Annotated in this window: 16 protein-coding genes; 10 read left to right on the top strand and 6 right to left on the bottom strand. The window is 66.0% G+C overall.

All coding sequences use genetic code 11. The features are described 5' to 3' along the window. Positions 1 to 2: 2 nt before the first annotated feature. The 3 genes from EO081_RS01895 to EO081_RS01885 are packed head-to-tail and all read right to left on the bottom strand — an operon-like array spanning position 3 to position 2,681. A complete protein-coding gene (locus EO081_RS01895) occupies positions 3 to 1,172 on the bottom strand; it encodes a winged helix-turn-helix domain-containing protein (protein WP_240697508.1) in 1,170 nt (389 codons plus the stop codon). A gap of 40 nt (positions 1,173 to 1,212) precedes the next feature. Next, entirely contained in the window at positions 1,213 to 1,941 is a 729-nt protein-coding gene (locus EO081_RS01890) for an extensin-like domain-containing protein (RefSeq protein WP_129340252.1), read from the bottom strand. Further along, the gene (locus EO081_RS01885) at positions 1,938 to 2,681 is read right to left on the bottom strand and encodes an NUDIX hydrolase (protein WP_129340251.1); all 744 of its coding nucleotides are present in this window, start codon (positions 2,679 to 2,681) and stop codon (positions 1,938 to 1,940) included. Before EO081_RS01885 ends, EO081_RS01890 begins: the two co-directional genes overlap by 4 nt. A gap of 194 nt (positions 2,682 to 2,875) precedes the next feature. On the opposite strand from EO081_RS01885, the gene EO081_RS01880 reads away from it, so the two are divergent. Beyond that, the gene (locus EO081_RS01880) at positions 2,876 to 3,868 is read left to right on the top strand and encodes a polysaccharide pyruvyl transferase family protein (protein WP_165284444.1); all 993 of its coding nucleotides are present in this window, start codon (positions 2,876 to 2,878) and stop codon (positions 3,866 to 3,868) included. Between the two features lie 36 nt (positions 3,869 to 3,904). Here the strand turns inward: EO081_RS01880 and EO081_RS01875 are convergent, their stop codons facing one another. Further along, positions 3,905 to 6,589, bottom strand: a complete 2,685-nt coding sequence (locus EO081_RS01875) for a glycosyl hydrolase 115 family protein (RefSeq protein ID WP_240697507.1) — start codon at positions 6,587 to 6,589, stop codon at positions 3,905 to 3,907. 184 nt (positions 6,590 to 6,773) lie between these two features. On the opposite strand from EO081_RS01875, the gene EO081_RS01870 reads away from it, so the two are divergent. The 9 genes from EO081_RS01870 to EO081_RS16985 all read left to right on the top strand — a co-directional run bounded on the left by EO081_RS01870 (position 6,774) and on the right by EO081_RS16985 (position 20,748). Further along, on the top strand, positions 6,774 to 7,034 hold the full coding sequence (locus EO081_RS01870) for a hypothetical protein (protein WP_129340249.1): 261 nt from the start codon (positions 6,774 to 6,776) through the stop codon (positions 7,032 to 7,034). 629 nt (positions 7,035 to 7,663) lie between these two features. Further along, complete coding sequence (locus tag EO081_RS01865; RefSeq protein ID WP_240697506.1) at positions 7,664 to 10,714, top strand: TonB-dependent receptor plug domain-containing protein; 3,051 nt, start codon at positions 7,664 to 7,666, stop codon at positions 10,712 to 10,714. Between the two features lie 494 nt (positions 10,715 to 11,208). Continuing rightward, on the top strand, positions 11,209 to 13,962 hold the full coding sequence (locus EO081_RS01860; RefSeq protein WP_221214941.1) for a TonB-dependent receptor: 2,754 nt from the start codon (positions 11,209 to 11,211) through the stop codon (positions 13,960 to 13,962). Continuing rightward, entirely contained in the window at positions 13,962 to 15,116 is a 1,155-nt protein-coding gene (locus EO081_RS01855) for a glycoside hydrolase family 76 protein (protein ID WP_129340248.1), read from the top strand. Before EO081_RS01860 ends, EO081_RS01855 begins: the two co-directional genes overlap by 1 nt. A 48-nt stretch (positions 15,117 to 15,164) precedes the next feature. Next, positions 15,165 to 16,517, top strand: a complete 1,353-nt coding sequence (locus tag EO081_RS01850; RefSeq protein ID WP_240697505.1) for a sugar porter family MFS transporter — start codon at positions 15,165 to 15,167, stop codon at positions 16,515 to 16,517. 1,986 nt (positions 16,518 to 18,503) lie between these two features. Then, positions 18,504 to 19,103, top strand: a complete 600-nt coding sequence (locus tag EO081_RS01840; RefSeq protein ID WP_129340247.1) for a JAB domain-containing protein — start codon at positions 18,504 to 18,506, stop codon at positions 19,101 to 19,103. Between the two features lie 33 nt (positions 19,104 to 19,136). After that, positions 19,137 to 19,508, top strand: coding sequence for a hypothetical protein (locus EO081_RS01835; RefSeq protein WP_129340246.1), 372 nt, complete (start codon positions 19,137 to 19,139; stop codon positions 19,506 to 19,508). A 1-nt stretch (position 19,509) separates the two neighbouring features. Then, positions 19,510 to 20,223 carry a CRISPR-associated protein Cas5 gene (cas5, locus tag EO081_RS01830; protein WP_129340245.1) on the top strand — a complete coding sequence of 238 codons (714 nt, stop codon included), beginning with the start codon at positions 19,510 to 19,512 and terminating at the stop codon, positions 20,221 to 20,223. Between the two features lie 105 nt (positions 20,224 to 20,328). After that, on the top strand, positions 20,329 to 20,748 hold the full coding sequence (locus EO081_RS16985) for a thermonuclease family protein (RefSeq protein ID WP_129340244.1): 420 nt from the start codon (positions 20,329 to 20,331) through the stop codon (positions 20,746 to 20,748). Positions 20,749 to 20,771: 23 nt separating this feature from the next. Here EO081_RS16985 and EO081_RS01820 read toward each other — a convergent pair whose 3' ends face one another. Together EO081_RS01820 and EO081_RS01815 are read right to left on the bottom strand one after the other, a co-directional pair. Next, positions 20,772 to 21,239 carry a MucR family transcriptional regulator gene (locus tag EO081_RS01820; RefSeq protein WP_129340243.1) on the bottom strand — a complete coding sequence of 156 codons (468 nt, stop codon included), beginning with the start codon at positions 21,237 to 21,239 and terminating at the stop codon, positions 20,772 to 20,774. A 597-nt stretch (positions 21,240 to 21,836) separates the two neighbouring features. Continuing rightward, on the bottom strand, positions 21,837 to 22,673 hold the full coding sequence (locus tag EO081_RS01815; protein ID WP_129340242.1) for a hypothetical protein: 837 nt from the start codon (positions 22,671 to 22,673) through the stop codon (positions 21,837 to 21,839). Positions 22,674 to 22,816 lie beyond the last annotated feature (143 nt).

Raw genomic sequence — 22,816 nt, 5'->3', positions numbered from 1 at the left:
GCTCACACCGCGGGAGGCTCGCGACCTTCGTCCGGCCCCCTGAGGTCCAGCCATCCCGCCAGCCGCTGGAGTTCGGCGCGCAGCGCCTCCGGCGTAGCGGCCGGTGCGTTCGGCTCGATGCTGGCCTGCTGCACGACCAGCCTCCCGCTCCTGCGCTCCGCCTTCAGGTCGACGCGCGCGACCAGCGCACCGTCGAGCAGGAACGGCAGGACATAATAGCCATGTTCGCGCTTGTGCGCGGGCGTGTAGATTTCGAGGCGATAGCGAAAGCCGAACAGGCGCTCGGTCCGATCGCGGTTCCACACGAGCGGATCGAACGGCGACAGCAGCGCCGGCCCGTTCGCCCGCCGGCCGGCCCGCGCGTCGCGATAGAGATAGGCCTGCTGGCGCCAGCCACGCACCCGCACCGGCACGATCGTCCCCTCCTCGACCAGCTCGGCGATGGGCTGGGGAGCGTCTGCAGCGGGGATCCGGTAGTAGTCGCGCAGGTCCCCGGCGGTCGCGATACCGAGCGCCCGTGCCGATCGCGCCAGCAGTTCGCGCCGGGCCTCCTCCCCGGTCGGGGTGGGGCGGTCGAGGATGGCACGCGGCAGCACGCGCTCCGGCAGATCGTAGACGCGCTCGAAATTGCCGCGCCGATGCGTCGCCGCGACCAGGCCCGCCCAGAACAGCCATTCAAGCGCATGCTTGCCGTCGCTCCACACCCACATGCCCTTGGCCCTCGCCCTGCCGGCCAGGTCGGAGGCCGCGAGCGGTCCCTCGCTCGCGATACGGGCGAGCAGCGCCTCGGCCTCGGCCCGCCGCGCGCCCGCGAACGGCTCCAGCGGGCGCCAGATCCCCCTGCCGGCCCGCGCCCGCGCCATCCGCCAGCGCAGCAGCGGGTGGCAGTCTATCGGCAGCACCGACGCCTCGTGCCCCCAATATTCGAAGAAGCGCTTGGGGCGCTCCGCCAGGAGCGTGTCGAGCAGCGCCCGATCATAGGCGCCCAGGCGTGAGAACAGGGGCAGATAGTGCACGCGGGTCAGGACGTTGACGCTGTCGATCTGAAGCAAGCCGAGCTTCGCGATCGTCCGGCGCACCCGTGCCGGGCCGACCGCGCCGTCGCGTTCGCGCGCGTTGAACCCCTGCGCGGTGAGCGCAATCCGCCGCGCTTCTTGGACCGAAAGCTCCACCGTCAGAACCGTCCTCCCGCCATCGTCGCGCGGCGAGGGCTTACCGGCACGCCCGCCATCCCATCGCTCCCCGCCGCGCCTGGTCGAGGTGGAGGTGGTCGCGGTGGGCGGCGTTGTAGTCGGGCGACAGCACGGTCGAGAACAGGTCGCAGGCGCCGTCCCGCACGTCGCGCAGAAAGGCGGCGCGCTCCCCCTCGCCCTTCCAGTCGCCGACCACCGTCACCCGGCGCCCGTCCGCCAGCACGAAGCCGGCGACGTCCAGCGCATTGGCCGCGGCATGCTCGCTCCAGTCCCCGCTCGATCGGCCGTACATGCGCCGGCAGTTATAGCTTCCGAAATGCTCGATCCGCACGACGGCACTGTCGAAGTGCCGGCGGGCGGCCGGCTGCACCACCTGCCACTCCCACATCGCGAGCGCGGCCGCGACCGGGCAGGACGTGCCCACGTCGCGGGGCGAGAAGCGGATCGCGCGCGCGCCTCCGGTGGTCAGCCGCACGCCGTCGGCATAGCCGCACTGGCCCGACACCAGCGGCGCTAGCGGCAGATAGTGCACGCCCGCCTGCTCCAGCAGTTGCCGGCACTTGGGGAAATCGTCTGCAAGCCCGGCCAGCTTGCGCCCGGTGAACATCCCCACCGGCTCGCTCAGGTCGAGCGGCCGCCACGGCAGGTCCTGCGGACGGTTCCGGACGAGCGCGTAAAGCGCAAAGCCGATCGCGAGCAGCACCAGCCCCCAGAGGATCGCCCGCGTCGCCTGCCGCACGCGGTTCATCGGCGCTGCGCTTCGGCAAGCGGCTCGGCAGTGACCGGATAGCCGAGGTCGTCGGGGATGCACAGCTGGTCGATGCCGTCGCGCCGCTCGATCCAGGGGGTAATGGTGCGCACCGGATATGCGGCTGCATGCGCTGCTGCCGCCGCGAAGCTCCCAAGCGTCGCCAGCCGCTCGAGCACCCGGCGCGTCGGGAAGATCAGGTGCGCGCGGCCCGCCCCCGCGTCGGCCAGTACCTGCGCCGCGCTCGCCCAGAAGGCGCGCGCCGTCTCGGCCCCGTCTTCCACGGGTGTCGGCGCATCTTCGGGCGCCGCTGCCAGGAAGAAGTGCGTGTCGAACAGCCGCGCGACCAGCCGCTCCGGCTGCCAGCGTGCGAAGGACACCAGCCGCTCCGGCACGATGCGGTGGCGCCCCAGCACCGTCGACAGCGGCTCGCCCGCATGCAGCCGCGCCCGCATCGCCTGGAGGTCGCCCGCGCCCGGCTGCGGATCCAGCCCCACCGCCAGTCCGACCTCCTCGATTGTCTCTCGGATCGCCGCCGCCTTCGCCGCCACCGCTGCATCGCCAAGCTCGGTCGCGAAGGCGACGTCGCCGGGATCAATCCGGCCACCGGGGAATACCAGCGCACCGCCTGCGAACGCCATCTGCGCGGACCGCTCGACCATCAGCAACTCGGGCGCGCCCGGCGCGTCGCGCATCACGATCAGCGTCGCGGCGGGGATCGGCTGGGGCAGGTCGGGCATGATGGGCAGCGTCTTCTTGAGGGCGCCGGCGCGGCCGCTCCGCCTATCCACGGGAGCGATGGGCGAGGCAAGCGCCTCCGGGATGGAAGCAATCCGCGCGTCCTCACAGAGGGCGCGCGCAGGGACCGGACCATAACGGTGCGGCCATCTTGCCTGTTCCGGCCAGCCTGCGACCACCTGCGCCAATGGATGCGATGTTCGAGCGGGTGGAGGAATTGGCAGAGCGGGTGCGGCACACCGTCACCCCGCTCGCCGACCTGTCGGGTGGCTATGCGCTGCTGGACTTTCCGGATTATTCTAACGTGGGCGACAGCCTGATCTGGCTGGGCGAACTCGCCTTCTTCGATCGCGCGGCCGCCCAGCCGCCCGGCTATGTGAGCACCATCCACGGCTTCGATCTCGACGCGCTGCTCCGCCGCGTCCCGGACGGGCCGGTGTTCCTGAGCGGCGGCGGCAACTTCGGGGACCTGTGGCCGCGCTTCCAGCAGTTCCGCCGAATGCTTCTCGCCGCCCTGCCCGGCCGGCCGATCGTCCAGTTGCCCCAGACGATCCATTTCGCCGACCCGGAACAGGTGCGCCTGACGCGAGAGGCGATCGCCGCCCACGGCAGCTTTACCCTCCTGGTCCGCGATCGCGCCAGCCTTGCCTTTGCGGAAGCGGAACTCGGCTGCCCGGCCGAACTCTGCCCGGACATGGCCTTTTGCCTCGGCAGCCTCTCGCGCCCGGCGCTTCCGGTCCACGACATCGTCTACCTCTTGCGCACCGACCAGGAGCGCAGCGCCGGGCGCGGCGTACCGGAACTGCCGCGCGACACGCTGCTCGTCGACTGGATCCATGGCACGCGCGCGCCCAGCCGCTGGGATCGCGCGGTCGCGCGGCTCGGCCGCACCGCGCGCATGCTTGCCGGTGGCGAACCCGACTATCGCCGCTTCCGCGCCCGCGCCCGCGCGGAGCTGGAACGGGGCCGCGCGCTGCTCGGCTCGGGCGACGCGATCGTCACCGACCGGCTGCACGGCCACATCCTCAGCGTGCTGATGGGCATCCCCCATGCGGTCCTCGACAACAGCTATGGCAAGGTCCGCGGCTTTGCCGAGCTATGGACGGCCGACCTCCCCGGCATCGCCGTATGCGAAACGCTGGACGATGCCACCGCCCACGCGCTCGCAACCCTGCGGGAGATCGCCTGACCGCGGGCGGCTCCGCACCGCCCGCCCTGCCCCGGCTCAGGCGGGGCGCCGCCGCCGTCCCTTCGATGCGCCGGGTGCCGGCAGGGTGCCGGTTCCTCCACCACCATGCGCCGGCACGGCGCCCAGATAGCTCGGCGGCACCGGCACGGTACTCAGCACCAGCTTCTGGAGCACGACGTTGTCGTCGATCCGCCAGACCCGAACGACGTGGCGCCCCGGCGCGACCGTCCCCAGGCCGGCGGACAGCCGGACCGCATTGTCGCGCACCGCCTGCGCCCAGCGCTCCTTGCCCGGCGTGTCCTCGGGCCCGCCGGTCGCCTCCAGCTGCGCCTGCAGCACCTGCACGGCACCGCCATCCAGCGACACGCCGATCCGCACGCCACGACCGCCGCTTGTGTCGAGCGTGGGCGCCAGATAGAGCGTCACCTGCGCCGGGCCGCCCTTCTCCACCGTCACGTCATATTCCAGGCTGACGCCATCCTCCGGCGCGGTCGCCGCCAGCCCCTGGGGAAGCGCGATCACGGCGCCCGCCGTACGACCCAGGTTCGGGATCGTCGTCCACCGCAGCCCCTTTCCGTCGCGCGCGCGGCTGAACGCCGGCGCCTCGACCGCGATCACGCCCTCGGGCGCCGCCTTCGACGCCACGAAGCGCGGCTGCGGCCGGCGCCGGTCGTTCGGCGTATCGGCAGCGACCCGCGTGATGCTGGGCATGGTCTGCTGCGTGGGGTCGTTCCAGATCACGTAGCTCATGTGGATCTGGGCCATCATCCCGTCCCACTTGCCACCGCGGATGCTGTGGTAGCGCTGGGTCAGCGCCCCGTCGCGGCGGAAGGTCGCCTCGACCTGGTCGGCGAAATAGTTGGCGCGCGCATCGTTCTTCGACGCCAGCAGCTTGTTCCACGCCGCGGCATAGTAGAGGCGATAGAGGTTCGCCATCGCCGCGATCGGGAACTCGACGATCTGGTAGTAGGCGTCCAGCTGCTCCGCGCCCAGTTGCGACCGGGTGTCGAGCATGCGCGCTTCCAGCGCATCCCACTCCGCGACCATCGCCCCGAACTCGCCGCCGTCCAGCCCATCCGGCGTGATGCCGCCCAGCGGAAAGCTGTCGGGGTCGATCAGCTCGGGCTTCCGCCGCGCGGCATATTTGCTGTAGCGGGTGAGCAGATCGCCGATCGCCGGCCCGTGTGCCGCGCCGAAGGTCGCCGTCGCCCAGTCCCCGGGATAGGCCGCGAGCGCCGCGGGCGTCATCGCCTCCGGGTCCCACGCCATCTTCAGGAAGAAGCTCAGCGGATATTCCATCGGCTTGATGTCGCCGACGTTGACGATCCACATCGTCCGCACGTCCCGCCGATAGGCGAGATCCATCTGCTGCCAGACCTTCTCGACCTGGCTGGTGTTGATCCACTTGTAGTTCCGCGGACCGCCCACATAGTCATAGTGGTAATAGATGCCGTAGCCGCCGCGCCGCGGCGCCGTGCCCGCGTCGGGGAGCCTGCGGATCTGCCCCCAATTGTCGTCGGAGAACAGCAGGGTGACGTCGTCCGGCACCTTCATGCCGTGATCATAATAGTCCTGCACTTCCTTGTAGAGCGCCCACACCTGCGGGGTTTCGCTGGCCGGCTTGCCCGTCCCTTCGGCGATGATGGCGCGCTGGTCGGTGACGATCCGTTCCAGCAGCGGGATGGCGGTGCCTTCGGCCATCGCCTCGTCGCCGTCGCCGCGCATGCCGACCGTCACCACCGACTCATAACCGCGGCCATCGCCCTTGGACATCATCCGCTCGATGCCGCCGCGCCAGAAGCGGCGGAGGTTTTCGGTGTTCCTGCTGTAGTCCCAGGCGCCGCCGGTGACGCCCGCCTCCTTGTTGCGGTGCCATTCGTCATGGGCGCGCAGCATCGGCTCGTGGTGGGAATTGCCCATTACCACGCCCATCGCATCCGCCAGCACCATGTTCTGGGGATCATCGGCCGCAAACGCCCGTGGCGCCCACATCGCGGGCCACAGGTAATTGCCCTTCATGCGCAGCAGCAGCTCGAACACATGCGCGTACATCTTCGAATTGACGCCGCCGAACTTCTTCTCCGCCCAGCCGCTGAGCGCCGGTGCCTCGTCGTTGATGAAGAAGCCGCGATACCGCACTTTTGGCTGGTCGCGCCGCGCGCCTGCCGGGATCGAAACGTCGCGCCGGCGCGGCACCGGCACGTCGGCGAACCAGTGCCAGGGCGACACGCCGATCCGTTCGCACAGGTCATAGGTCCCGAACGCCGCCCCGCGCCGGTCTGACCCGATCACGACCAGCGCGCGCGGAACACCTGGCAGCGGATCGTCGACGACAATCTGGCGAAACGCCTCCCACTGGCCGCGCAGGTCCGCGGCGTCGATCTTGCCCGCGGCCGCGAGCGCGTCGAGCATCGGGCTTTGGCCGAGCACCCCGATCAGGACCGCCGGGCCGCGCAGGCCCGCGGTGTCTCCTTCGATCAGCCGCGCGCGATTGCCGCTCACGCGCTCCAGGTCGGCAGCGAAGCTTCGGGCGGCGTGGCCAACGGCCGGATCCGCTTGGGCATCGATCACCACGGCGGCAGGCACCCCGCCCGCGATCAGCGGAAATGCGCCCTGGCCCGCGGGGGCGCTCCGCGCCTCGGCATGCGCCGGTCCCGGAAGCGAGCCTAACGCCAAGGCCCCGACACAGGCGGCCCCGCCCATCAGGCTTCGCCGAGTCACCATCATCCCTGCACGCGACGCCACAGCATTCTCTCCCCTTGGAACTCCGGCACGACCTTCTCACCGGCGTCGCGTCCGTCCCTGGTATCGCTATCATGCTGGTTCTTCGAATAGAAGCCACTGATCGGGTTCCTGTTGCCCGCTCCCGCTTGGGGCGGAGCAAAGCTTCGGCTAGAGAGCGATCATGGACTTCGACCAGCTCCTCATCCGCTTCTTCGGCTCGGCCGACATCGTCGCCCTCTCGCCGGGGCAGATCGCCGACGGCGCCGATCGGCTGCGGCTCGAGTTCGGGCTTGAGAAGGACAGCGGCCGCCGCTTCGCCTTGTGGTGCCTGATGTACATGCTGGGCATCGCGCCCGACCTCGACGCCTTCGAAGACGAGGCGGACCGGGAAGCCGCGCGCGATTTCATGGATGCCGTCGACCAGGAAGCCGACGACAGCTGATCCGATGACCTAACGGAGCACCGGCCTCCGTCAACGGTGCGAACCCGCAAGCCGATGCTTGCCGGGACCCCGCTCCAGTCCTTGCGCCGTCCGCTACCGATGTCGGGCGATGCCCGCTCCTGTCCAGCAGACGGCAAGTGCGCGTCGCCCTCGGGTCTTCCTGTCACTGGTATTGGAATGCCATGCCCCGGCCGCAGGAAAGTCGAACCACAACTGCCGGGCTGTCCCTCTTTGGTCTCTCAGCTGCTTCCAATCCGTCGAAGACTGTTGCTCGGCACCACTCCAACGCATTCTGTTCTTTGGGTTTCACCAGGCTCCTGCTTCTCGTCCTGCGCTGGGTCCGCCCTTCGCCGCCGCACGGGGACGCACGTTTCTCAAGCACCGGGCCAGAAGAAAACTACGTGGTACAATAATACCAATCGTCACTATCGGTATTGTCTAAATGAAACCTTTGTGACAGCATCGAAACACTGGTGATCGGGGCGGATTCTCATCCGGCAGGCGCGGCGCGCGGAAAGCGGGTCGGAGAACTGATCGCGCGTGCAGCGCTGCACGTGCGGCCGAGGGACAGGAACTGAAAACGGGGGAAGACAATGCTGTTCAAGGGATTGCTGGCCACAAGTTGCTGCGTGGCCGCGTTGGTTTCCATGCCTGCTGCCGCGCAGGTCGCCGCCGATACCGGTGACGTCTCCACGCAGGACGCGCCGGTTGCCATCGGCGATCCGGTCGCATCGGCCAAGCTTGCCGCCGAAGACGTCCGCGCCGACAATCGCGCGGACACCGGCGGAGAAGTCGTCGTGACCGGAACGCGCATCCAGCGCCCGAACAACCGCTCTGCAGCCCCGATCGTCACCACCACCTCGGCCGAGATCGCCGCGCAAGGTGCGACCACCATCGAGGAAGTGTTAAACCGCCTCCCCCAGGTGCAGGCGAACTCCGAACAGAATTTCAGCGACTCCGAAGGGCGCCAGCGCATCAAGCTGCGCAGCCTGGGTTACGAGCGCACGCTGATGCTGATCGACGGCCTGCGCATCGGCCTGCCCAACACGGTGGACGTGGGCATCATCCCGACCGCCCTGGTCGACCGCATCGACGTGCTGACCGGCGGCGCCTCGTCGGTCTATGGCTCCGACGCCGTGTCGGGCGTCGTCAACTTCATCCTCAAGAAGAACTTCGAAGGCGTGCGGCTCGACGCCAACTACAGCTTCTTCAATCACAACAACCGCGAGAGCGCCGTCACCGAGGCGGCGTCCCGGATCGGCGTCACCGCGCCCAGCGGCATGACCAACGACGGCGGTCGCGCCGATATCAGCCTTTCCGCCGGCACCAACCTTTTCGACGATCGCGTGAACATCACGGGTTTCGTCAACTATCGCCAGTCGGACCTGGTGCGCCTGCGCGACCGTTCGGGCGCCGTCTGCGAGGTCGTCCAGACCAGCAACACCGCGCCGCTCGCCTGCTCGCGCGCCAGCTTCACGCCTGCCGGCACGATCATCCCACAGGCCGGCGCCTATGCGGGTCAGGTCCTCGTCAACAACCCGAACGGGAACGGCACCTTCATCCCGATCAACAGCGGTCCGGTGGCGGCGCAGGCCAACCCGTACGATGACTGGTCGTTCCAGCGTCCGTTCGACCGTATCAACGCCGGCGGCTTCATCACCGCGCAGATCAACGATCATATCGAGTTCTACGGCAACGGGCTGTACTATAAGGACAAGTCCTACAACACGCAGCTCAACCGCACCTTCAACTTCGGCGCCTACGGCAGCACTCCGTTCCAGGTGAACTGCGACAACCCGTTCCTGTCGGCATCGCAGGCACAGGTGCTGTGCGGCGCCAATGCCGGGGTCGCGGGCCAATATGCCCCGATCGACGTGCGCTACCGCTTCGACGGGCTGCCGTCGGTGCAACAGAAGTTCACCAACGAGGGCTATCGCATCGTCGCCGGCCTGCGCGGTCGCGTCCTGGACGACGTCTGGTCCTATGACGTGGCCGGGATGATCTCGCGCGCGCGGCTCGACAGCATCGACACCCCCTTCGCGCAGTTCGAGAGCATCAACAACTCGCTCGACGTGGTGAACGTCGGCGGTACCCCGACCTGCCGCTCGGTCGTCAACGGCAGCGATCCGGCATGCGTGCCCTTCAACGCCTTTGCGCCCTTCAACCAGGACCTGGCGCTCAACAACTATCTCTACGGCGGGGCGACCGGCGGCATCTACACCCGCATCCCGCGCCTGCTCCAGTTCCTGGGCACGGTCAGCGGCGATCTCGGCAAGTACGGCATCACCTCGCCCTTTGCAGAGCAGGGCATCGCGATCGCGATTGGCGCCGAATATCGCGAGGAGATGGAGCGCTCCATCGTCAACGACATCTTCCGCGAGAACAACGGCTACGGCGAGAACCAGCGCGTCACCCAGAACATCCTGGAAGGCAACGTCGAGGTGCAGGCGCCGCTGGTCGAGAACCAGTCCTGGACTCAGCTGCTCCAGCTCAACGCCGGCTACCGCCAGTCGAAGTACAACCGTCTCGACGGCAGCTTCGGCACCTGGAAGGTCGAGGGCATCTGGGCGCCGATCGAGGACATCACCTTCCGGGCGTCCTACAACAAGTCGCAGGCGGCACCGGGTGTCGGCGCTGCAGCCGGCGCGGCCAACGTCTTCTGGAACCAGGGCTTCTACGCCGATCCGTGCGCGCCGCGTGTCGATCCGTCGAACCCCAACGGTCCGCGCCTGGCACCGTCGGCTTCGCTCGCCCAGTGCCGCAACACCGGCCTTGCCGACAATCTCTACGGCAGCGCGACGCTGATCTGCCCGGACGATCGCTGCACGGTGCGCGAGGGCGGCTTCGGCCTGACGCCCGAAAGCGCCTTCACCAAGACCTTCGGCGTGGTGCTGCGGCCGCGGTTCCTGCCGGGCCTGACGGTGTCGATCGACCGCTGGCTGATCGACCTGGAGGACCAGCTCACCTTCCTCAACCCGGCGGACTGGATCAACGAGTGCCTGACTACCGGCAACGACTATTTCTGCCGCGGCATCGTGCGCAACCCGGACGGCACGCTGTCGAGCTCGCCGGCCGGTAGCCCCGCCACGGGCTGGGTGTCGCGCGGGTCGGTGAACGGCTACAAGTCGCAGTCGCACGGCTGGGATTTCCAGGGCCAGTACAACCTGGGCCTGGGCAACGTCGGCTTCCTCGACATGAGCTTCAACGGCACGCTGATGACGCTGGTGGGCACGCAGGGTGCGCCGACGGTCGAGCCGCGCGATTGCACCGGCTATTGGGGCAGCGGTTGCGGCGAGAGCATGCCGACCTGGCAGCACCAGTTCCGCACGACCTGGACCTCGTCGGACCGCGTCGCCAGCATCTCGCTGAACTGGCGTCACCGCAGCGCGATGCCGCTGACCTTCTATTCACCGGAGGACACCGGCATCCCTCGGCAGGACGAGAGCGCGCGGCGTGACCAGTATGCGGGCATCAAGGCCTATGACTGGTTCGACGTGGCGTTCACGTTCGACATCAACAAGAAGATGACGTTCCGCCTGGCCGCGAACAACATCTTCGATCGCGATCCGCCGATCGTCCCCGACAGCCGCGCCCAGATCGGCCTGCTGCGCGGGAACACGATCATGGGCTACGACCTGCTGGGTCGCCAGATCGTCGCGGGCGTTTCGCTCCGCATGTAATCGGACGGCTGCCGCTCCCCGGGAGAACCCTCCCGGGGAGCGCGCTATTTCCTGCTGTTCCCGAACGCGATGCGGGATCAGCGTGCAGCGACCGGCATGGCCCCACGGGCGGCTAAATCCGTCGCTGGTGCGGCGCGCCACTTTCTCGACGCGCTGCCCCTGCCCGCTTCCTTCCGCGGCGATCGCCACCAGGCGTGCCCCCTGCTTCCGTCCTTTGTCGCGGCCGGTTGGCGGTTGGCAGAAGGGGCAGGCCGAGGGCGCGACGAAGCCGCCGGGCGCCCCCATCACACCCTCGCTCTACACCGTCGCCCCCAGGGATGCGCCCTCCCGCATCGAGGCACCGACACGGCCGCATCTAACCGGCTGAGCATCCCGAGGCGCGGTGCACACGACCGCTCGCGGAAACTTATTAGAAAAATGCTTTACGATTAAATTCGTCGAGCTATCGTTGCTGGAGACGCCCGTCGGAAGAACGGGCGCCAGGGAGAGGTACCATGAACGTGCAGAAGGGGATCCTGCTGTCGGCCGTGTCTGGCTTGACGGTTATCTTCGCGTCGCCGGCCGCCGCGCAGACGGTTGCGCCGGTGTCATCGGCGCCGTCGGAGTCCGCTGGCGAAGCCGCGGCGCCCGACGACTCCGGTGAAGTCGTCGTCACCGGCCTGCGCCGCAGCCTTCAGAGCGCGCAGGCGCTCAAGCGCGACGCGGCCCAGATCGTCGATGCGGTCGTGGCCGAGGACATCGGCAAGCTCCCCGACAACAACGCGTCCGAGGCCCTGGCGCGCATCACCGGCGTGCAGGTCAACCGCGGCAGCGACGAGGCGGGCGGCGTCCAGGTGCGCGGCCTGCCCGACCTCACCACCACCTTCAACGGCCGCGAAGTCTTCACCGCCGAAATGCGCAACGTCGCGCTGCAGGACTTCCCCGCCGGCGCACTCGCCGGGCTGGAGGTGTACAAGTCCACCACCGCCGACCAGATCGAGGGCGGCATCGCCGGCCTCATCAACGTGCGCTCGCGCCGCCCGTTCGACTTCGACGGCTTCCAGATCGCCGGCGCGGTACGCGGGACCTATGGCGACCAGGCCAAGAAGTACGACCCCAACTTCAACGTGCTGGTTACCGACCGCTGGGACACCGGCATCGGCGAGATCGGCGCGCTGGTGAACGTGTCCTACACCCAGCTCCACTATCTGACGTCGTCGCGCTACATCAACGGCAACATCGTCTCGCCGGGCGCGAACCAGCTGGTCGACGGCCCGCGCGACTTCGTGCTGCCGGAATCGGTCGGCGTCTATTATGATCGCGGCAAGCGCTGGCGGCCGTCGGTCAACGGCTCGCTGCAGTGGCGCCCCGCGCACAATGTCGAAATCTATGTCGACGGCCTGTTCCAGGGCGCGCGCACCAATGTCGAGAACGACTTCGTCGGCACGAATCTCGTCAACGACAATCCCGCGCTCACCAACATCGTCCGCAACGCGGACCAGCCGAACACGCTCGACAGCGTGACCGTCACCCCCAATTTCGCGGGCGGCCGCGGCATCGACTTCTCGCGCAGCACGCGCGCGGGGCGCACCAACACCTACCAGGGTGCGATCGGCGGCAGCTGGGAGATCGACGACCGGGCGACGCTCACCACCGACTTCGCCTATACCGACACGCGCGCCACCTATATCGACCACAACATCGACTATGCGCCGGGCACCGCCCAATCGGCGGATGTCGTCTTCGATGTCGGCGGCAAGGACGGCGGGCCGCAGTTCACGCTGCCCGGCTTCGACGCGCTCAATCCCGACAATTTCATCCTGCGCGGGATCTGGGACCGCCGCTCGCTCGCCAAGGGCAAGGGCATCCAGTGGCGCACCGACCTGAAGCTCAAGACCGAGCTGCCGGTCATCACCCAGCTCGACTTCGGCTTCCGCTACACCGATCGCGACGCGCGGCTGCGCAGCGGCGGCCGCTATGCGACGCTGCGGCCGCTCGGCATCTCGCTGGGGGACCTTCCCGGCGCCGAGGACGGCGGCCCCATCCACGCCGGCTTCCGCGGCAGCGACGCGCAGCCGTTCCGCCAGTGGTGGGCGCCGAGCCGCGACGCGATCTTCGGCAACATCGACGCGATCCGCGACCTAGCGCGTGCCGGGCTGGCGCAGATCGGCACGCCGGATGCGCTGCGGGAACTGGCAGCCTATGGTCCGGACGTCCCGGCCTATATCGCCAACGAGAAGTTCGACGCGACCGAGCAGTCCTATGCCGTCTACGGCCAGTTCCACTACGGCTTCGACATCGGCTCGGTTCCGGTCGACGGCGTGATCGGTGCGCGCATCGTCAACACCACGGTGACGGCGACCGGCATCGGCCTCGTCGACAACGTGCCCACAGCGTTCACGTCCGACCAGAATTATGTCGACGTGCTGCCGAGCGCCAATTTCCGGGCGCACCTGACGGACCAGCTCCAGCTGCGCCTGTCGGCGACCGAGACGCGGACCCGGCCGAACTTCAACCAGCTGAGCCCCGCCCTCACCTTCAACCCGAACGAGACCCCGATCCGCGGCAGCAGCGGCAACATCGACCTGCAGCCGATCCAGTCGAAGAACTACGACGCCTCGCTGGAATGGTATTTCTCCAACACCGGGTCGCTCACCGGCGCGATCTTCCGCCGCGACGTGCAGGGGTTCATCACCAACCTCAACAACACGATCAACGACCCGACCTATGGCCCGATCATCGTCAACCGCCCGGAGAACGGCGGCAAGGGCCGGCTGCAGGGCGTGGAGGTCGCGTTCCAGACCTTCTTCGACTTCCTGCCGGGCTGGCTGAGCGGCTTCGGCACCCAGCTCAACGCCACCTATATCGATGCGTCGCAGGCACTGCCGGCGGCACTGGGCGAAGCCGGGCAGGACACCGCCATCCCCGGCGTGTCGAAGTGGAGCTACAACGCGGTCGGCATCTACGAGAAGGGCCCGGTGTCGGCGCGCCTGGCCTACAACTGGCGCTCGCGGGTCACCAACTTCTTCGCCACCGACGACAACGGCCAGCTGATCGGCGGCGAGTTCAACCGCCCGATCGAGCGGCTCGACTTCTCGCTCTCTGTCGAGGCGATGCGGGCGCTCACGCTCACCTTCGACGTCAGCAACATCACCGGCAGCCCCTATCGCGCGCTGCGTCAGGCGACCGACCTGCCGGACGTGAGCTATCCGCGTGACGTGCGATACGAGAGCCGCGTCTTCGCACTCGGCGCACGGTTCCGCTTCTGATGCGGCAGCCGGTCCTCTCCCGCCGCGGCTTCGCGGCAGGCGCCGCCCTGGCCGCGCTGCTTCCCGCAGCAGCCAGGGCGGCGCCCCCCGCCGCCTCCCGGGCCGAACAATGGCGCGCGGCCATGGAGCGCGGCTTCGCGCTGAACGACGGCACCGGCCTCTACCGCGAATATGCGTCGGCAGAGGCCAGCGACGCGAAATACGCGACCGAATGGCCGTTCTCGCAGGCGCATATCGCGTATCTCGACCTGGTGATGGCCGACGCCGCGGGCGCGAAACGCCATGGCGCGGCCCTCGCGAAGGTCCGTGCGGCCGAGCAGCTCTTCTGGTCGGACACCAGCACCACCGGCCGCGGCGGCTATCTCTCGCGGGTGGTGCCACCGCTCGGCTCGGGCGACGACCTCTACTACGACGACAATGAATGGGTCGGCCTCGCCCAGGTCCAGCACTACCGCTTCGCCAGGGATCCCGCCTCGCTCGCCCATGCCAAGGCGGTGTTCGAGCTGATCCGCTCGGGCTGGTCGGAGGATCCGAGCCTCCCCTCCCCCGGCGGCGTGCGCTGGACGCAAAAGGCGGACAATGGCGACCGCAACACCGTGTCCAACATGCCGGCCGCCCAGCTGGGCCTGCGGCTCCAACAGATCACCGGCGAGCGCGCCTATCTGGACGATGCGCTGCGCTACTATGGCTGGACCAACGCCGTGCTGCAGCGCCCGGACGGCCTCTACCACGACCATCTCAAGACCGACGGCACGATCGAGAAGACCGTGTGGACCTACAACCAGGGCGTCCCGATCGCGGTCAACGCGCTGCTGTCGCAGGTGACGGGCGAGAAGCGCTATCTGGACGAGGCCAAGCGTATCGCCGCCGCCAGCCGGCAACGCTTCACCGTCGCGCAGCTCGATCGCCAGCCGCCGCCGTTCAACGCCATCTATTTCAAGAACCTGCTGCTTCTGGACAGCATCGCGGGAACGCGCGAGCATCGGCCGGCGATGCAGGCCTATGCCGATCACATGTGGCGCAACCGGCGCGATCCCGCGACCGGCTTGTGCCGCCCGCGAAAAGGGCGGGTGGAGCTGATCGACACGGCGGCGATGGTGCAGATCGAGGCGGTGCTGGGCTGGGCGCCGGAACAATGGGCTGCCCTGTACTGACGCTGCCTCGCAGCAGCCCAGGGTTTCCGCCAGAAGGGACCACGACCGATGCCTGAAGTCCATCTGCCGCAACGCCGCGTCACGCTCGCCATGATCCTGAGCGCCGCCGGCGCGGCGCTTGGCGGCCTGTTGTTCGGCTTCGACACCGCCGTGATCTCCGGCACCACCGCCGCGCTCCAGGCGCAGTTCGCGCTCAGCGACGCCGCGCTCGGCTTCACGGTCGCCTCCGCGCTGATCGGCACGGTGATCGGCTCGCTGGTGGCCGGCGCACCTGCCGACCGCTTTGGGCGCAAGCCGATGCTGCTCGCGATAGCGGTTGCTTATCTGGTGTCGTCGCTCGGCTCGGGGCTCGCTCCGACCTGGTCCGCGCTGGTCGCGTTCCGCTTCCTGGGCGGACTCGCGATCGGTGCCGCCTCGGTCGTGACCCCGGTCTACATCGCCGAGGTCTCGCCGACGGACTATCGCGGCCGCCTGGTGGCGCTCAACCAGCTCAACATCGTGCTCGGCATCGTGCTGGCGTTCGTGTCCAACTACGTCATCGCCTCGCTCGTCCCGCCCGAAACGGCATGGCGGTGGATGTTCGGCATCGTCGCGGTGCCCTCTGCGCTGTTCCTGGTCGTGACCGCGGTGCTGCCGGACAGCCCGCGCTGGCTGGTGGTTCGCGGCCGGGACGCGATCGCCCGCGCGGTCATGGCCCGGCTCGGCTTCGCCGATCCGGATGCAGAGGTCGCGCACATGCGCCAGGCGGCCAGCCGCGTGCCCGACGCCGCCGCCGGGCGCCTGTTCCAGCCTGCCCATTCGGCGCCGGTCGCCTGCGCGATCGCGATCGCGATGTTCAACCAGCTCTCCGGCATCAACGCGCTGCTCTACTATGCGCCGCGCATCTTCACGCTCGGCGGCGCCGGCGCGGACTCCGCCATGCTTCAGTCGATCGCGGTCGGCGGCACCAACCTCGTCTTCACGATCCTGGCCCTGTTCCTGATCGACCGCTTCGGGCGCAGGCCGCTGATGGCGTTCGGCTCGGTCGCGACCGCCCTCGCCCTCATCCTTGTCGGCATTCAGCTGGAAAGCGCCGCGCCCGACGGCACGCTGGTCCTGCTCGGCCTGCTCGGATTCATCGCCGCCTTCGCCGTCTCGCAGGGCGCAGTGATCTGGGTGTTCCTTTCCGAGGTCTTCCCCAGCGCGGTGCGCGGCAAGGGTCAGGCGCTCGGCAGCACCACCCACTGGGTTATGGCCGCCGCCATCACCTGGGCCTTTCCGGTGTTCGCCGCGCGGCTGGGCGGCTGGGTGTTCGGTTTCTTCGGCGCGATGATGCTGCTGCAGCTGCTGTGGGTGTGGAGGTTCATGCCGGAGACCACCGGCGTCGCGCTGGAGGACATGGACCTCCGCCGCGCCCACTGACGCACGGCAAGCCTGCCTGCCCCGCCCGTCGCGACGCCGTGCGATCGAAGGGGGGGAACAAGCACGAAGAACCGCGCTGCGCAGAGCGCCCGCGCGATCGAAAGCCTGTTCGAAGGGAAACCGGAGCCGCCCTGGCAAGGCGCAACAGGCGCATTCGCTTTTTTTGGGAAGGTGGTGCCGCTTACAGGACTCGAACCTGTGACCCCCGCATTACGAAGGCTACTGTAGCGTCAGGCGAACTGGATAGTTTTCAGTGAGTTATGGGATACGTGAGCCTACACGACGGGTGCGACCCACGCACCTCCCAAATACGCGCTAGATCACGTGACGGCCTTTTCCTAGCCAAAGCGCTTTAGCTTGGGAAAGTCGCCGATCTCGACCTGCACCATACCTGCGAGGTGCCGCTGCGCGTTATCCACGGAGCCATACCACAAGCATGGCACGTTCAGTTTCGGCGGCCACCCTGCACGCTAACTTCCTGCAGGCCTTTCTCGACGGCGTCCATGAAGCTTTCCATCGCGCCTCGCCCCCTTTGGGTTAGGGATAGGTTCCGCCGCCGAGCATGGGCATCGTCATCACTGCTAGCGACCAAGCCACGGCTCTCCAGCAGCTTAATCCATCGCAGTGCCGTCGTCGTCGGCACCATGCTTGCGATGCAAGCCGAGGTGACAGGCACTGCCCGGTTTTCTAGAGCGGCGGCGTATAGATCAAGCAGAATGTCCCAAGCGGGATCCTGAAACAGGTCCGCCTCGCCGAAGATGCTGGCGCGTGTACTTCGCAGGCGGAGCATAAGCCGGACGCCGGCACTGCAGCCTTTGATACCACTCGACTGCACGCTCGCGCTCCGAGAAACCTCGTTGTGGCTCAACGTGGCAAACGTGCCACCCTGGCGTCCACTGTCGCGCAGGTTGGCACTGGGCGTTCCGTCCGATATGTCAGCCTTGTTTATTGATAATCCACCCCGCGCGTGGGAATTAGATCCTCTCTCCATTCGACACCTTCTCCGTGGCGCCTCAAGGCGGTTTGTGCCGGCTATCCAGATGAAGGTGACAAAATACCTAGATTAAGCAAGCGTTAACTTAGAAGGCAGACTACATGAGTTCTCCACACGCCGATCGTAGCCACTCGCTCCTTATTCTACGTGAGAGCTTGCTGGAGTGCCTCCGATTGGCCGATGGACTGATGCTGGACATGATCACTCCTCACATCGACTTAGCGCTAGCTCGTCTCGAAGAAGCTGCTGCAAGCGAGGCTTCGACGTTTAGCGAGGGCAAATCCGACCCGACTTCGGCTGATTGAAGGGCAGAGCTCATCGCCCTGCATGATGGCGCATGAGGCCGGCCGCCCGGGAAGGAGATGCTGCGGACCAAGGCAGCGGCGGATTCTGCTGCACCTGCTAGCGCATCAGGCCGTCGAGTTCCGGCTCACCAAGATCGTCTGCCCCGATGTCCTCCTCGGGCTCTAAGTCCGGATCTCCGTGAAATCGGTCGAGGGCGTTGATCAGTCCCTCAATCGCGTCCGACACACTTTTGAGAAGCTGCGTCTTTGTGGGACTTTGGGAGTTCGTGACCAGATCCTCGCTCCGCATGGCCGCCAACGCTTCGTGAGGTCGGGAGTGGGCACTAGCCCTGGCGACTCGTACCACCCGAGTCGCCGCTTTCTGGCACGTTCGGGCGCTCTTTGGATGCACGTTCGTCAACTTAGTTGCATTCGACATGCCGCTGCCCCCTCCCGGCTGAGTTGAAAAAGCGGTCCATTTCGGATGACTCAACTGAAGCTGGCGTCCGCTCACCGTCCTCACATCCGGCCATCGCATTCTCGCTATCCAATTGTTAAGCCGTGAAAAAGTTTTGATTGCGCACCGCTTCGCCCTGCGTCGTTCCGATTGAGTCCGCGAGCTAAGTTCGATGAACAATCGTCGAATATGGTTGAAGTTAATCGCGGTTTAACCTTGCATGCAAGCTCACCATTTGGGGGTTGAATGCAATGGAAGCCACTTCTTCTTCGAGTCTAGCGCGTGCTCTCGCCTCGGTTTCCGAAGACGCCGACGCAGTAGCGAAGAAACTCATCACGGAATTTGGCTCCGCCAACGCGGTCTTCGGCGCAGACGTAGCAACGCTGACTCGAAGCGCACCTCCCGCAGTTGTAGAACATTTATATGCTATGAAAGCATGGATGCGCGAGGCTCTTCATTCAGCCGTAACTCGTGGGCCCGTGATGCGCACTCACGAGGATGTCATGAATTATCTTCAGTTTGACTTGTCGCCATTGCGAGTTGAGCAATTCCGAGTGCTTTACATCGACAAATATTTGAAGTTGATTACCGATGACATCGCGGGGGTCGGGGATGAGGGTGGCGTCTCGGCCTCCGTGAAAGAGGTATGTAGACGCGTTTTGCATCTGGGAGCGTCCTCCATCATTCTTGCTCACAATCATCCTGGTGGCGGCACTACTCCCACCACGAACGATATTGAGTACACCAGACAGTTCGTGGATGCGGGTCGCGCGCTCAATTTCGAGGTACTTGACCACATAATTGTGGCTAAAGAAAACGTTATCAGCATGAAGCACCTTCGGCTTTTCTAGGATGCGGTATCCACCCTCGCCTACGGAGGCAGTATGCCGAATTATGTAGTTGCTATAGAAGCCGCCGGCTCCAGACTCAGCCTCGATGAAATCGAGGAGCACATTTCGAAAAAACCCAATTGGTGCTCCCACCATCTATTAGGAATGGTGTGGATGATCGGCACATTTGATGCTGACTGGATGGTATGGGATCACCTCTCCAAAATGATAGGCCCAGCCGATCGTCTTTTTCTAACTGAGGGAAGCGGCGGTTATTCGACGAATCTCGCGGTTAACACCAATGATCGAATCAAACAGACATGGAAGCAGTACGAGGAATTCCCCGGACACAGCAACGCAGCACGCGGCGCTGACTTCACCCGAGCGCCACCCCTTCTCAAGGCCTTAACTTCGAGAGGGCTATAAAATGGGCCGGAACATTGAAGGGGCGACTTTCCGACTGCTCGTTTCAGGTGACTATGCCTGCTTTCCCATCCCAAAGATGTTGGACGCAACGATAAGCTACGAGATTATCCCCCCTGTCGCTGCCTATGGCCTGATCGAATCGGTTCACTGGAAGCCCGCGATCCGCTGGCGGATTTCTGCCATTCATGTTTTGAGCCCGGTTCAGCTAGTCGAGGTGCGGGCGCCACAGCCCATTCTCGCCCTGTATCGGCCGCGCTGGGCGATCGATTTCGGTTTCAGTCTGACACAAAGAGCTGGACCTCGGGACAGCATCGACGCCCACGCCTCCATGTTCCTTAGGAAGGCGAAGCGCCTACCCCGGCAGCATGGATTTCTCGGAAAGCCTCACTTTCCGGCGTCGCTGGAACTGATGGATGCAGAGCAAGCTTTAGATATGCCACTAGAGTGCGCCGGAACGATCGATTTCGGGTGGTTACCCCTTCATAGGTTAGATTGGGACCCAAAATCCTATCGCTACTTTCGAGCTCGAGCGCGGGACGGAACGGTACAGGTTCCTGAAGGCATCACTGATCTTACCAGCCACATTCGTCGGGAAGCGCTGTCCGCCAGCGCACTTTTGATTGAGGAGCCCTACGATTTCAGCCTTTCGAGGATTACCGGCGCTCCACCCGCAGGGGTTCTCGACGCCAGCCTTTCCGCGCCACATGTCGAATGACCGTCCTTGGGACGCTTGAAGAGCAACAACAATGTCCAGCGTCGGACGGACATGGCTCACCAGGATAGCGTGGACGACGTAGACCCACACGGATAGCGAGGCGCCATGCTGATCCTCGCTGCATCCGTCATCCCCGCCGGCTCCACGTTCTCCTGTACTCCTACCCGCGTTTGGGATGGTGACGGCCCCGTCTGGTGCAGGGAAGGCCCGCGCCTCCGCTTAGCAGGGATTGCCGCACGGGAATCGGACGGCAGTTGTCGCCGCAACCAGCCGTGCCCGCAAGCGACGGCTGAGCAGGCTCGTGAGGCGCTCGTCCGGCTTCTCGGGACCAGGACCGGCAAGAGCCGGCAGGGTCATGTCCTGGTCCGCGGTCCCACGCTGCGATGCACCTCTACCGGTCAAGCAGTCGGCAGCAGGACCGGCGCCTGGTGCGTGTCTCCGGCCACAGGGGACATATCTTGCGCCATGGTCGACAGCGGGACGGTGCTGAAGTGGTCACGCTATTGGAGGGGGCACAGGTGCTGATACTTGGGGATCGTCGCTTCTGATCAACGCTCCTTGCGCTTTCGGGTCAGGCCGATCCGCCGCGCAAGCTCTCGACGTGTAGCAGAGTGATTTTCCGCAACCATCGGGTAAGTCGGATGCAGGCGATAGCGCTTTCGGTATTCCTCCGGAGTGAGGCCGTACGCTGCCACATGCAAGCGCAGCGCCTTGTACGGCCTACCATCGATCATCGAAAGGATGTGGTTCTTCGAGGCGAGGGACTCCTCGACCGTCACCGCCGGTACGTGCTCCGGCGTAGCGCCGACGGCGAGCCTGGCTTCCGTTGGCAGGGTAGCGAATCCCGCGCAGATGCGTTCGACAAGGATAGGGACTTTATCGGCAGCGATCTTGTGTCTTGGATTGTTGAGCCAGGCCACAGCAACTCGGGTCACAAGCTCGACTGAAACTTGTCTGTCCCTGTCGCCCGCGCGGCCTACCCGGCGTGCTGGAAGAGTTCGCGTCAGTTCAGCCATCGCAGGCGCAACCTCGCGGCTGGTGGCACGTCTTGTTTCGCGCGATGCAGCTGTTGCCGCACGCTTTGCCTTTGGAGCAAACTTTGCAGCAGGCGACCGATGCCGCAAACGCCGCGTTGCATGGGTTCACGTTGGCCGGCCCAATGACCAGCATCGCTGCAAGCAGAAGATAGCGCATGTAGTTCGTCCCCTACTCGGAAAGTGCGTCCGTTCCACTGAGAAGTCTAGAACTTGGCTTCGGCGCTTACGCGATTGACCCGTAATGGGTCAGCGGCTGGGAGGTCTCGCTCCGTCAGCAGCTCGTCGCCGGAGGATCAGTTATATAGCATCTTCGACATTGGGATTTGAACACGATCGAAGCAGAACTATGGGTGGAGCCATCTGTGACGGAGAAGCAACGGCGAGTCGATAAAAGATCGACTGATGCAGTTGCGGCACGGGCGCTCAGAAGGCGCGGTTCCGCAGCGCTATGCTTCGAAGCCTTCCTAATCGGGATCCTCGTGGTGCTCGGCCTCGGCGGCACCATGTGTGCCATGATCGAGCATTTGAGCTGACCAGCCTGGGCTGGCATCGCCACACCCAAGCCGGAAGCTCACTTTAGATCGTCGTCGCCACAGCGGGCGTCATCTCCGCTTCACCGGCAGGTGCAGGTTCGATCGGAGCGGGCGTCAACGCCGGAAACGCTGGTTGCGGCGTCCCCTTCTTCGACAGCTGGAACGCAAACGGATAAGCATGGCCGTTCCAGTTCACGACGAAGCTGACCTTCTGCGGCAGCTTAGGCTTGTTTTTGATCTTCGCGACGACGATGCGCCCGGCGTAGCTTTCACCAGGATCCACAGTAGTCGTCTGCACGATTTCCGCACCCAGCGCGGCACGGGTTTCATCAAGCTGCTTCTGGATAGAGGCGATGCCCACGCCCGTACCCGCCACGAGCCCGACTGCCGCGACCTGACCAGCCGCACTGGGGGCGCTGTAGGTCGAGCGATAGGTGCCGCGCGGTGTGACGAAGGTATGCCGGTAGGTATCCCTCTGGCTCGCGGCTGCGGCGGCTGCCAGGCCACCGACTGCCGCCAGCGCGATCGATTGCCACATAGCGCGGTTCTTAGCTTTGCTCTCCAACTCCTCGCGGGTGAACACGGCTAGCTGTTGCTCGCCTGTGGTCACGACGATGTTGGAGACATCGATGTTGGCAGGCGCTTGTCCGGAATTGTAGACCGCGATGGCAAACGACAGGCTTCCGTGATCCAGCGGCAGCGGCGTCACCTGCACAGCGCCGTTCGGCCCTTCTAGATCAAGCGTCGGCACTCCCTGTTCGAAGCGCACCGTCTCCGCGCCCGCCGGGATCGGCTGCACCAAGTAAGCCGGCCCCGCCAAGGCTTGCTGCGGCACGAACGCGAGCAGCGCCAGCCAGCCGAATACTCTCAGCTTCTTCATCTAATCCCCCCTTGTCCGCTCAGTTCGCCCCCGAATCGAGCAGCGACTACATGGCAGAGCCTTGCGTGCTTCGCTCTAGGATTGTTGAGCAAGGCGGTCTCAATTCTGGACGTGGAAGCCCCTCGGATCGCTGCCAAGCCGAT

Origin of the sequence: Sphingomonas desiccabilis (assembly GCF_004135605.1) — a bacterium.
GTDB classification, from domain to species: domain Bacteria; phylum Pseudomonadota; class Alphaproteobacteria; order Sphingomonadales; family Sphingomonadaceae; genus Sphingomonas; species Sphingomonas desiccabilis.
This window is presented reverse-complemented; position numbering and strand designations above follow the sequence as displayed.